A 12,827-nucleotide genomic window follows, 5' to 3' on the forward strand; every position below is an offset into this window, starting at 1 on the left:
TCGTTGAATAGATAGAAAAAGGCATCCTAAATGGATGCCTTTTTGTTTGCGGCGTTTGAGCGGTTATGCCCAATGCTGATTACGATTCTTTAGAGCCTGGTTTTGTCGCTTCTTGAGCTTCTGGCTCCTTGTGATGCTTCTCCAGTTCTTCGTCTTCTTCATCGTCATCGCGGCTTTCGATTACGCCGTGCATCTCTTTCCAACTTTCCCAACGTTGGTAAGCCAGCTCTTGCATGTCGGTACTTTTATCCGCTTCATCGATGATTTCTTCACCCACGAGGTGTTCAAAAATATCCTCCAACGTCACCAAGCCTTGCACAGTACCGTATTCGTCAACGACAAGGGCTAGCTGTAGGCGATGAGTCATCATTTGGTCAAACACTTTCGGTAAAGTCGTGTTGTTTAGCACCACTTGAATCGGGCGCATGATTGCTCCCAGTTGTTTCTGTCCACAACCTGATTGTTGGAGTTTGAACAACTCAAGGCGGTGCACAAAACCAATGATGTTGTCTTTCTGCTCGCTATAAACCAATGGGCGTGAGAAAGGCGTATCCTTGTGTTTTTCTAGGAACTCATTGATGGTCATCGTGGCATCGATACGGAATACCACAGGACGTGGCGTCATAACCTGCGTTACGGGTACATCTTGGATGCCAAGCAAGTTGCTTAAGATTTTTGATTCACCCTCGGCAAATTCACCGCTTTCACGTGCCAAAATCGCCATTGCAGACAGTTCATCACGCATTTTCGGAGCTTCGTGGTTACGAGCAAGACGCTTGGTGATTTGCTCTGAAAACCATACGAATGGCGTTAGCGCCCATACCATCCAACGTAATGCGACTGCCGCGGTTGGCGCCAATTGACGCCAGTAAGTTGCGCCAATTGTTTTCGGTACGATCTCTGAAAGCACCAAGATCGCCAGTGTGAGCACTGCCGAAAAGATACCTAACGCTTCGCTACCAAATACCACCGCAGCTTGTGCACCAGCAGTGGCCGCGCCGATGGTATGAGCGATGGTGTTTAGAGTCAGAATGGATGCCAATGGTCGGTCGATATCTGATTTTAGCTTAGCCAGTTGCCCAGCTGCGGGATGCCCCTGTTGATTGAGCTGCGCAATGTAGCTCGGACTGATACTCAGCAGTACCGCCTCCAGCACCGAACAGATAAACGAAATGCCGATTGCAATAGAGATATAAATGGATAACAGCAGCATAGTTGCCCTTGAATGTAGTTTGATAATGGTTATTTGCAGCTATTATAACCGCAAAAGTGCCTTATAAATTGGTCCAAATACCTTGGAAAGCAAGGGTTTTCAGGAGGTATGTGGTAACAAATTGTGAGTTATTACTCATATTATGGCTAAAAGTACGTCAGAAAATCGAAAGATCGCTTACAAACCTTTGCCAGATGGGGCATTTATGTTTTAGAGTGAGACGAATTCGATAACCTATGAGAAGGGAAACCTAATGAACAAGACCCAATTAATCGACTTTATCGCAGAGAAAGCAGACCTATCAAAAGCACAAGCAAAAGCTGCTCTTGAAGCGACTCTTGATGGTGTAACTGGTGCACTTAAAGAGGGTGACCAAGTTCAACTAATTGGTTTTGGTACATTCAAAGTAAACCACCGCGCTGCACGTACTGGTCGTAACCCTAAGACTGGTGACGAGATTCAAATCGCAGCAGCTAACGTACCTGCATTCGTAGCAGGTAAAGCGCTGAAAGAATCAGTAAACTAAGTTAGAATGCACCGAGGTATCCTGCCTCGGTGCAACTTCATGAAAAAACATCTACTCGCTTCACTTCTCTTATCTAGCTTTACCCTTTTTGGCTGTTCGTCGGTTGAAACTCCTAATTTAGAACAATTCACTCACTTCTCTGGCGGCAAAGTTGCTGGAGACGCAAGTAGCTTGTACTGGATGACCGAGAAACTCACTCGCGTGAGTACGGCTGCTGATTACGTAACGATGGGGGATAATGGCTGGTTTCAAAGTGACTACCGTTGGGATGAAGGTGAGCTTCGAGAGTTGATTCGAAAAGGTGAGCAAGTTGATACCAAGCAAGAGTTGGTGCCTTTTCAAATCCACATCCGTTTTAATAAAGATGGCGAAGCGGTTTACCAACAATATCGCGTTAATCGTAAAGTCTTACCACTTCAGCATGAACAATTAGAACGTTACAAGACAGAAGCGAATGATGTAGTGGCGTCGGTTAAGGCGCAGTCTCGTAACAGTCAGAGCCTCATTCAAGGTTATTGGAATGGTCAATCGTTTGAAACCTGCAAAGGTAAAGCGTTCTCGACACTCGAGTTTAATCAGACGTTGCCAAAATTTATTATCGAGCGTCTCTCATCTGTAGACAGTTACGTGGCTTTTGTCGGCAAGCAGTCACGAAATAAAGCAACGGTTGATGAACTGTTGATGCTCAATGATGATGACTTTGATTGTGTAGCACGACCAGCATTACTCGCTGAGTAAGCTTGGTGAGACTTACTAACTGACAGAGTAATAAAAAAGGCGCTGAATGCGCCTTTTGTTTTTTAGCCAACTTAAGTTGTTTTTATTTTTCTTGCTCACGTGCAATCGCACGGTAGCCGATGTCACTGCGATGGAACATGCCGTCCCAACTGATCTGTTTTGCAAGCTCGTAAGCGCGTTGCTGCGCTTCTGATACGCTGTTGCCCAACGCAGTTGCACACAATACGCGACCACCATTTGTTACGATGTTGCCATCTTTATTGTCTGTACCCGCGTGGAAGACTTTCTCGCCTTCAATTTCAACTTGTGGCAGACCAGAGATCACATCGCCTTTGTTGTACGCTGCTGGGTAACCACCGGCTGCGAGTACGATACCAATCGACGCACGTGGATCCCATTTTGATTCAACTTGATCCAGTTTTTGGTCAATCGCAGCCAAGCAAAGATCAACCAGATCCGATTCCATACGCATCATGATTGGTTGTGTCTCTGGATCACCGAAGCGGCAGTTGTACTCGATCACTTTAGGCGTACCATCTTTGTCGATCATCAGACCCGCGTATAGGAAACCTGTGTATGGGTTACCTTCAGACGCCATGCCACGTACCGTTGGGTAAATGACTTCTTCCATGATGCGGGTGTGAATTTCTGGTGTTACCACAGGAGCTGGCGAGTACGCGCCCATGCCACCAGTGTTAGGACCTGTATCTTTGTCACCTACGCGTTTGTGATCTTGGCTGGTGGCCATTGGCAGAACGTTCTCACCATCCACCATCACGATGAAGCTTGCTTCTTCGCCATCTAGGAACTCTTCGATAACCACGCGGCTGCCTGCGTCACCAAATGCGTTGCCTGCTAGCATGTCTTTGATTGCGTCTTCGGCTTCTTCTAGCGTCATTGCCACAATCACGCCTTTACCAGCCGCAAGGCCGTCGGCTTTCACCACAATCGGCGCACCTTGCTCACGCACGTAAGCAAGCGCTGGTTCAATTTCTGTGAAGTTTGCGTATGCACCGGTTGGGATTTGGTGACGAGCAAGGAAGTCTTTAGTAAACGCTTTAGAGCCTTCAAGCTGCGCTGCGGCTTGGGTAGGACCAAAGATTGGTAAGCCCGCTTCGCGGAACGCATCCACCACACCAATAACCAGCGGTGCTTCTGGGCCAACGATAGTCAATTCAATCGCCTTCTCTTTTGCAAAAGCAACCAGACTATCGATGTCTTCCACATCAATGTTTACGTTCTCTAGTTTTGGCTCTAGTGCCGTACCTGCGTTGCCTGGAGCAATGAAAATAGTCTCAACATTTGGGTTTTGCGCCGCTTTCCAGCCTAGCGCATGTTCACGACCGCCTGAACCAATGATTAAAACTCGCATATGAAAATCCTTAATCTTATAAATACTGTTTACTCAAAGTAGTTGATGATGTGGCTAGGCAACAATTGAGCCCATCCCGGAAACATAGCCAGCTACGTAACCGAGGTGGGCGAAAGCAGTTAACAATGCCACAGTGCCAAATACGATGAGGAAATTAGTGGCGGAAGTGACGCATACCCGTGAAGATCATCGCCATGCCGTGCTCATCTGCTGCTGCGATAACTTCGTCGTCACGCATTGAGCCACCTGGCTGAATTACGCACTTAATGCCAGCTTCTGCTGCGGCATCAATACCGTCGCGGAATGGGAAGAAAGCGTCAGATGCCATTACGCTACCAGCAACTTCTAGACCCTCATCAGCAGCTTTAATACCTGCGATTTTCGCCGAGTACACACGGCTCATCTGGCCTGCGCCTACGCCGATAGTCATGTCACCTTTTGCGTAAACGATCGCATTGGATTTCACGTATTTCGCAACTTTCCAGCAGAATAGCGCGTCTTTTAGCTCTTCTTCTGTAGGTTGACGCTTAGAGACCACTTTAAGGTCATCCAGACTAACCATACCTTGGTCACGGTCTTGAACTAGCAGGCCGCCGTTAACGCGTTTAACGTCAAAGTCTGTTGTTTTAGTTGCCCACTCACCACACTCAAGTAGGCGAACGTTTTTCTTCGCTGCAACCACTTCTACAGCTTCCGCTGAAACAGAAGGTGCGATAATCACTTCAACGAATTGACGCTCAACGATAGCGCTAGCCGTTTTTGCATCTAACTCTTGGTTGAATGCAATGATGCCGCCGAACGCTGACGTTGGGTCAGTTTGGTAAGCGCGGTTGTACGCTTCGAGGATGTCTTTGCCTAGCGCAACGCCACATGGGTTGGCGTGTTTTACGATTACACATGCAGGTTCGTTGAACTCTTTCACACACTCAAGTGCTGCATCAGTGTCTGCAATGTTGTTGTAAGAGAGGGCTTTACCTTGGATTTGGCGAGCAGTAGAAACAGATGCTTCTTGTGGGTTTGCTTCAACGTAGAATGCAGCTGCTTGGTGGCTGTTCTCACCGTAGCGCATGTCTTGCTTCTTCTCGAATTGCTGATTGAAAGTACGTGGGAATTTAGACTCTTCATCACCTTCTTTGTTCTCACCGTAAGATGGAACCATGGTGCCGAAGTAGTTTGCGATCATGCCATCGTAAGCCGCAGTGTGTTCAAATGCTGCGATAGCAAGGTCGAAACGAGTCTCTAGTGTTAGAGATTTCTCGTTCTCGTCCATTTCAGCGATAACGCGGTCGTAATCATGAGCGTTCACAACGATAGTCACGTCTTTGTGGTTTTTCGCTGCAGAGCGAACCATCGTTGGGCCGCCGATATCGATGTTTTCAACCGCGTCAGCTAGTGTACAGCCTTCTTTTGCAACGGTTTCTGCGAATGGGTATAGGTTTACGACAACCATATCGATAGGGTTGATGCCATGTTTTGCCATCACGTCGTCATCTTGACCACGACGACCAAGCACACCACCGTGAACTTTCGGGTGAAGCGTTTTAACGCGGCCGTCCATCATTTCTGGGAAACCTGTGTAGTCAGAGACTTCTGTTACTGCGATGCCTTGTTCGGCAAGTAGGCGTGCTGTACCACCAGTAGATAGGATATCGACACCGCGCTCAGCAAGAGCTTGTGCAAACTCAACAATACCTGTTTTGTCTGATACGCTGATAAGCGCACGGCGAATAGGACGAGCGTTATTCATGCTTCCATTTTCCTCAAATTCACGGAGTTAAAGATGTTTGCCAAAAATGAACTTGTTTTTACCTCTTGGGGTAAAATATTGGCCAGTTTTGGTAAAGACCTTTGCCGGAAGTTTTCTGGTTAGAAAACAGTCTCCACATTTGATGGCGCGTATTCTAACCAATTTATTACAAAAAAGCTCGCGCAATCGTTTGGCATCTCAAAAATAATTGTGAAAAAGAGGTTCTTTAGCTTTAAAAGTAACGAGATAGTTAATAGGGAAAGTTATGTTTCAGATAGGTGAACTGGCAAAACGTTGTGGTGTGACGGCAGATACGCTGCGTTTTTATGAGAAAAACGCGCTGATAAAGCCCGCAGGTCGAAGTGAATCAGGTTATCGTCTCTATAATGAAGAGAATCAAAAGCAGGTACACTTCATCCTTAAAGGTAAAGAGCTGGGCCTGAGCCTGGATGAGATTAAAGAGCTACTAGAAATCAAACTAGAAGCAACAGAACACAGCTGTGCAGAGGTTAAAGCTATTACTTCTGCTAAGTTAGAGCTGATTGATGGAAAAATTAACGAGCTAACGAAAATTCGTCGAGCTTTGAAGAAGATCAATGATGCTTGCTGCGGTCATACGGACGATGATGCTACTCATTGTTCTATCCTTGCAGCACTTGAGTAGTCTCATTTCTGCATCACTTAACTTAAGTTTGCATTTTTGGCGGCTTGCTTTTCTAGGTGCACGCCGTTTTCCCACCTATAATCTCGCCTTTAGTTACCTGTAGGAATTGACCATTATTTGATTCCTGCCGTAGCGCTGTCTGTAGATACGAGAGTTTTCATACATGGTTGGAGTCTATTTTCAAATCAATGACTGGGTTTTAAGCGTTGATGAAAATAAGCTGTATCGACAAGATAGGGAAGTTACTGTTGAGCCACGCTTAATTAATCTTCTGCATTTCCTAGCGGAGCATGCGAATGAGGTGTTCAATCGTGAGGAATTGATCCAATACGTTTGGGCAGGGGCGATTGTGACCGATCAAGTGGTGACTCAGTCCATTTTTGAGTTGCGTAAATTACTGCGGGACGGTCGGGAAGAAAATACCAGCTACGTCATTACAGTGCCGAAACGTGGTTACAAGCTGGTGGCGAATGTGACCCCAATGACACTCGAGGAATTCCTCGCAAGTCGTCATTGTGATTCAGAAACTCTTCCTCCTATTGTTGAAGAATCAGAAGAAGATACTCTACCTATCGCACCTGCCGTCACCTTTCCTGCTGGCCCTTTGACTCGCGCGGTCTGTGAGATGTCTAAAGAGAAAAAGGCCCCTCAGAAAAAAAATAAAATCAGTCCGTGGCGCCTGGGGATCATGAACTTCATCTGGATCAGTGTCTTGGTTGTGGTGATGGGCGTGTTTACCTACAAGCAATCGGAAGTGCGTATTACTCAAGCCATCGATACTCACCTTATCGAATTCAAGTTTCAAGATAACTTCACGAGCGAAGGGTTAAGCTACGACTTGGCAGACGGGTTTGCCCAAAAGTTGATGTCCGACATTGCTCAAGTGAGCGATTACCGAGTCATGCTAAAGAAGGCGTCGTTTACCTCGGGTATTGTGCCGGGCAAATCGGTTGTGGTGCGGGTTCGTGAAAATGATGGTGGTAGCTTTTTAGAGGTGGAATATCGCAATAACTCATCTGAAAAGGTGTTGTTTAGTCGTCAATACGCGTTAACCAGCAGCCATTTAAAGACAGTGCTTCAACAAGCGTCGTTAGACTTGATGCAAGTCCTGAAAGTACCGGATGCCAAGCTGAAATCCACGATGCTGGTGGCGGGAATGCCAATTAACCCAGATGCTTTGGAGCTGTTTGTTCAAGCTAACCATTATCTCAATGTCTCGGATGCCAAGCAGTTTCGCCAAGGCGTCAACTTGATGGAAAACATTTTAGAAATTGAGCCAGATAACGCTTACGTTCAGGCAGAGTTATTAATTGCTTACCACGTGCAGAAGGTGCTCGATTTTTCACAGGAGTTGAAGAAAGGGCGAGTGCAGCAGTTGAGTGACGCACTAGAAACTAACGTAAAAATGATGGTTGGGCCAATTCAACCGCGAATTTATGAAGCTTTAGCCCTGCACGAAACCATTATTGGTGACATGGCCTCAGCCAAGCAGCATCTTGGGCAGGCTTTGAGGTTACGTGATTCGGTGCTTTCTTATGTGATTCGTGGTAAACACGCTGAATTGGATGGTGATCTGGATTTGGCCAGTGAGTCTTACAGCGAAGCTTTCTATATTGATACGTCGGTTGAGACGTACCTGCTGTGCGAAAACTTGGTCTTCCCAAGTAACATGAAGGCGATTGATTACGCCATGTATCGCGCTGTTCACCCTTCTGTCGTTCGAATGCTTTAATTCTCTCGCACTCTACGTCAGTTTAATACTAGCCCCTCATTTCGGTGAGGGGCTTTTTTGTAGCTGTCGAAAAGTGAAAAGGGTGGGCGGTGGGGTAATGACTTACGAAGGAGCCAGTAACGCAAGCTTGCAACGGGAAGACATATCCGGTTTTCTTCTCTATCTCTATCTCTATCTCTATCTCTATCTCTATCTCTATCTCTATCTCTATTGATTGTATGGAGTGTCTGGCTGGGTTATTTGGCGAGAATGATTCTGATGCTTTCTTGCAGGCGAGATGAATATTGATGTGGGTCAAAAAGCGCGATCAGGGAGAGGTTTATGAAATCAACAGGTTCAGGGAATCAACCCTTCGGGGCGGGGAAGTTGATAGAGGTTGATAACTTTTGCCGAGATTACCAACGAGTTGATGAGAGTTTATCTATCGGTAGAAGGTTTGATGTTTTTATTATAACTATATGAATAATATAGTTTTATGTTTTTGTGTTCATCATGTTTATCTCAACTTGATGTTGATGAACTAATCATTTTATTGATAACGCCAAGTTTATTTTTTTCCCAGTTTTTGGGCGTAGTCTTCACTTCGAAATTTAGCGAGGTCGAGCAGGTATCTACTTCATAGCATCTCGCTAATAACCGTTCAGTTTGAGTCACGTTGACTTGAGTAGAATAGATTTGGAGATGTTATGTCATCGAATACGAAAAAAATTGGCCTAATTGCCTGTACGGGTGTAGTCGCCGGTAACATGATGGGTAGTGGTATTGCACTATTACCTTCTAGCCTAGCTTCAGTAGGCTCTGTTTCAATTTTCAGTTGGTTGATCTGTTTGATCGGTGCACTGAGCCTTGCGTTTGTTTACGCTCGTCTGGCAACCAAAAACCCTCAAGAAGGTGGTCCTATCGCTTACGCTGGCGAAGTTTCACCTGTCTTTGGTTTCCAAACGGGCGTGCTTTATTACCACGCGAACTGGATTGGTAACCTAGCTATTGCTATTACAGGTGTTTCTTACCTTTCAGTATTCTTCCCTGTGCTTAATGACCCAATCCCAGCAGGTATTGCGACGATTGCATCGGTATGGATCTTCACTTTCGTTAACCTACTTGGTGGTAGCTGGGTAAGCCGTCTATGTACGCTTGGTCTTGTTCTAATCCTCATTCCTGTTGTTGGTACAGCGGCGTTTGGTTGGACGCACTTCGACACTGCGCTATACAGCCAAAACTGGAACGTATCTGCGGGTACGGATAGCCATGCGATTGTGACTGCGGTTCTTATCTGTCTATGGTCATTCGTTGGTGTGGAATCAGCAGCAGTATCGACAGGTATGGTAGAAAATCCTAAACGTACTGTACCGCTAGCAACCATGCTGGGTACTGGTATCGCAGGTGTGATTTATATCCTATCAACTCAAATGATCAGCGGCATGTTCCCTGCTTCTGAAGTTGCGGCATCAGGTGCGCCATTTGCATTGGCAACCACTGAGCTATTCGGTAGCTGGACAGCCCCATTCGTATCAGCATTCACAGCACTAGCATGTTTCACTTCGCTAGGTTCTTGGATGATGCTGGTGGGCGAGGCTGGTAAACGTGCAGCAAGCGATGGCAACTTCCCTAAAATCTACGGCGAAACTGACAAAAACGGTGTGCCTAAGAAAGGTCTAATCCTTGCGTCAATCAAGATGACAGCATTAATGGTTGTACTGATGTTCTTCAGCTCTAAAACAGCACACGCATCAGACCTGTTCAACCAGCTAACGACTGATGCAGTTCTACTAACTATGCTGCCTTACTTCTACTCAAGCATTAACTTGATTCGCTTCGAAGGTATGACAACACGCAACGGCTTCGTAATGCTGTTCTCTGGTGTAGCTTGTCTGTTCTGCTTCATTGCCCTTGCTGGTGCAGAAGGCGGTACGCTAACAGCAACCTTCATCGTGTCTCTCGTTATCTTGATGTTCTACAGCAAAAAAGCCGGCTTAGCTCAGTACATGAAGCTACACGCTGACGACATGCCTGCTCAAGCAAGCAACTAATCCCCAAACGCTGGCACTTCGGTGCCAGCCAATAAAAAACAAATTCACTCGGCGCTCACCTTACTCACTGCCTGTAAATGGCAGAGAGCGCCTTCATTCGCCTTGGAGATGTCCAAATGAATATTTTCGCTATCTTGAACCACATGGGTGTGTTCTTTAAAGAAGAGCCAGTTCGTCAACTTCACGCTGCTCTTGAGAAAGCGGGCTACGAAGTGGTTTACCCAGTAGATGATAAAGACTTGATCAAAATGATTGAGATGAACCCACGCATTTGCGGTGTGCTGTTCGACTGGGATAAATACTCACTAGAGCTATGTGAACGTATTAGCCAAATCAACGAAAAACTGCCTGTTCACGCATTTGCTAATGAACAGTCTACTCTCGATATTTCACTAACAGACCTACGTCTAAACGTGAGCTTCTTCGAGTACGCTTTAGGTATGGCTGACGACATCGCTATCAAAATCAACCAAGCGACTGAGGCATACAAAGATGCCATCATGCCTCCATTCACTAAAGCGCTATTCAAATACGTAGAAGAAGGTAAATACACCTTCTGTACTCCAGGTCACATGGGTGGTACTGCATTCCAGAAAAGTCCTGCTGGTAGCATCTTCTACGATTTTTACGGTCCAAATACATTCAAAGCGGACGTATCAATCTCAATGCCTGAACTAGGTTCTCTACTAGACCACTCAGGTCCACATAAAGATGCAGAAGAATACATCGCACGTACCTTCAATGCAGACAGCTCTTACATCGTAACGAATGGTACGTCTACATCGAACAAAATCGTCGGCATGTACTCAGCACCTGCGGGCAGCACAGTACTGATTGACCGTAACTGTCACAAATCTCTGACTCACCTAATGATGATGAGCGACGTGACACCAATCTACTTCCGTCCAACTCGTAACGCATACGGCATCCTTGGTGGTATTCCACAAAGCGAATTCAGCCGCGATGTAATCGCAGAGAAAGTTGCGAAAACACCAGGTGCAACAGCGCCAAGTTACGCAGTAGTGACTAACTCAACTTACGATGGTCTGTTGTATAACACACAATTCATCAAAGAGTCGCTAGATTGTAAACACATCCACTTCGACAGTGCTTGGGTGCCTTACACTAACTTCAACCCAATTTACGAAGGTAAATGTGGTATGAGTGGTGAAGCGATGCCAGGCAAAGTGTTCTACGAAACACAATCAACACACAAACTGTTGGCAGCGTTCTCACAAGCTTCAATGATTCACGTGAAAGGTGACTTTGATAAAGAATCTTTCAACGAAGCATTCATGATGCACACTTCAACTTCACCTCAGTACGGCATTGTTGCTTCTACTGAAACTGCAGCGGCAATGATGCGCGGCAACACTGGTAAGAAGTTGATGCAAGACTCTATCGATCGCGCAATCCGCTTCCGTAAAGAGATCAAACGCCTAGAAGCAGAAAGCGACAGTTGGTTCTTCGATGTATGGCAACCAGAAAACATCGATACCACGGAATGTTGGAAACTAGACCCTAGCGACACATGGCACGGCTTCAAGAACATGGATGACAACCACATGTATCTTGATCCAATCAAAGTAACGCTACTGACTCCTGGGATGAATAAAGAAGGCGAACTAGAAGAATCAGGTATTCCTGCTTCGCTGGTGGCTAAATTCCTAGACGAGCGCGGCATCGTGGTTGAGAAAACAGGCCCATACAACTTGTTGTTCCTATTCTCAATCGGTATCGACAAATCAAAAGCAATGCAATTGCTACGCGGTCTGACTGAATTTAAACGTGGCTACGACTTGAACCTAACCATCAAGAGCTTCCTTCCTTCGCTATATAACGAAGACCCAAGCTTCTATGAAGGCATGCGCGTTCAAGAACTAGCACAAGCAATTCACGACCTAACTAAGAAATACAACCTACCAGAGCTAATGTACAAAGCGTTCGATGTACTTCCAGAAATGAAAGTAACACCACACGCAGCATGGCAAGAAGAGCTTCGCGGTAACGTAGAAGAAATCAAACTGGAAGAAATGGTTGGTCGCGTAAGTGCGAACATGATCCTTCCTTACCCTCCAGGTGTGCCACTAGTACTTCCTGGTGAAATGGTGACTCAAGAGTCTCGCCCTGTACTGGACTTCCTAGAGATGCTTTGTGAGATCGGTGCGCATTACCCAGGTTTCGAAACCGACATCCACGGTCTGTACCAACAAAAAGATGGTAGCTACACCGTAAAAGTATTGAAGAACTAAGTTCCTCTCGAAGATGACGCCATTGGGAATGCAAGCATGCTCCACTCTTACGAGCTCAATGTGTCATCGAACAACCACGACATTTAGATATACCCCTAGCTAATCTGTCGTAAAAGAGAAGGGCAAGGATGCTCTGATCTTTTCTTCTATATAGAAGAAGCAATTTCCAAGACTTCACCTGAAGTACCCCAAGTAAAAAGCAAAGACCAAAGAGCAGTTCGTTATCGTTCTGCTCTTTTTTTATCTTTTATACAGCAGGCAGAAAAGAAAAAGCGCGTTGAGCGAATATCATTTGCTTCAATTACATCAAATTTGAAGATCGTAATTCAGGTAGAAACGCCCTTTTTCTTGAGGAAAGATCCTTTTAAATGAGAGAAAATAGCCAAGATCGCTTGGTATACATACAAAGTGATTGCTATTTGTTCGGTTGAAAGTTTTTTTGCAAAAAACGCTTGTACTAATTTCTCAACTCCCTATACTGCGCATCCACCGACACGGAGTGAGACGAAAGTCACACAGCGAGTCGGAAGTGAGAGAAAAAGAAATTTGAAAA

At 45.7% G+C, this 12,827-nt stretch carries 9 protein-coding genes; 6 read left to right on the top strand and 3 right to left on the bottom strand.

The window, feature by feature from the left end:
* Positions 1 to 79: 79 nt before the first annotated feature.
* Positions 80 to 1,213, bottom strand: coding sequence for a hemolysin family protein (locus L3V27_RS22985; RefSeq protein WP_237312826.1), 1,134 nt, complete (start codon positions 1,211 to 1,213; stop codon positions 80 to 82).
* A 253-nt stretch (positions 1,214 to 1,466) separates the two neighbouring features.
* Here L3V27_RS22985 and hupA point away from each other — a divergent pair, with 253 nt between their 5' ends.
* The gene (hupA, locus tag L3V27_RS22990) at positions 1,467 to 1,739 is read left to right on the top strand and encodes a nucleoid-associated protein HU-alpha (protein ID WP_005382524.1); all 273 of its coding nucleotides are present in this window, start codon (positions 1,467 to 1,469) and stop codon (positions 1,737 to 1,739) included.
* A gap of 39 nt (positions 1,740 to 1,778) precedes the next feature.
* A complete protein-coding gene (locus L3V27_RS22995) occupies positions 1,779 to 2,477 on the top strand; it encodes a DUF1481 domain-containing protein (protein ID WP_186437774.1) in 699 nt (232 codons plus the stop codon).
* 82 nt (positions 2,478 to 2,559) lie between these two features.
* Here the strand turns inward: L3V27_RS22995 and purD are convergent, their stop codons facing one another.
* Together purD and purH are read right to left on the bottom strand one after the other, a co-directional pair.
* A complete protein-coding gene (gene purD / locus L3V27_RS23000; protein WP_237312827.1) occupies positions 2,560 to 3,849 on the bottom strand; it encodes a phosphoribosylamine--glycine ligase in 1,290 nt (429 codons plus the stop codon).
* Between the two features lie 154 nt (positions 3,850 to 4,003).
* Positions 4,004 to 5,596, bottom strand: a complete 1,593-nt coding sequence (gene purH, locus L3V27_RS23005) for a bifunctional phosphoribosylaminoimidazolecarboxamide formyltransferase/IMP cyclohydrolase (RefSeq protein ID WP_237312828.1) — start codon at positions 5,594 to 5,596, stop codon at positions 4,004 to 4,006.
* 265 nt (positions 5,597 to 5,861) lie between these two features.
* Between purH and zntR the strand changes: the two genes are divergently transcribed.
* From zntR to L3V27_RS23025, 4 genes are all read left to right on the top strand, one after another.
* A complete protein-coding gene (zntR, locus tag L3V27_RS23010; RefSeq protein WP_005397290.1) occupies positions 5,862 to 6,260 on the top strand; it encodes a Zn(2+)-responsive transcriptional regulator in 399 nt (132 codons plus the stop codon).
* Positions 6,261 to 6,423: 163 nt separating this feature from the next.
* Positions 6,424 to 7,992 carry a lysine decarboxylation/transport transcriptional activator CadC gene (gene cadC / locus L3V27_RS23015; RefSeq protein WP_237312829.1) on the top strand — a complete coding sequence of 523 codons (1,569 nt, stop codon included), beginning with the start codon at positions 6,424 to 6,426 and terminating at the stop codon, positions 7,990 to 7,992.
* Positions 7,993 to 8,678: 686 nt separating this feature from the next.
* The gene (cadB, locus tag L3V27_RS23020) at positions 8,679 to 10,022 is read left to right on the top strand and encodes a cadaverine/lysine antiporter (protein ID WP_005397292.1); all 1,344 of its coding nucleotides are present in this window, start codon (positions 8,679 to 8,681) and stop codon (positions 10,020 to 10,022) included.
* Between the two features lie 116 nt (positions 10,023 to 10,138).
* Positions 10,139 to 12,274: a lysine decarboxylase CadA gene (locus L3V27_RS23025; protein WP_005481757.1), complete on the top strand. Its 2,136-nt coding sequence runs from the start codon at positions 10,139 to 10,141 to the stop codon at positions 12,272 to 12,274.
* Positions 12,275 to 12,827: the final 553 nt, after the last annotated feature.

It is taken from the genome of Vibrio sp. J2-3(2022) (assembly GCF_021725735.1).
In the GTDB taxonomy this organism is placed as follows: domain Bacteria; phylum Pseudomonadota; class Gammaproteobacteria; order Enterobacterales; family Vibrionaceae; genus Vibrio; species Vibrio diabolicus.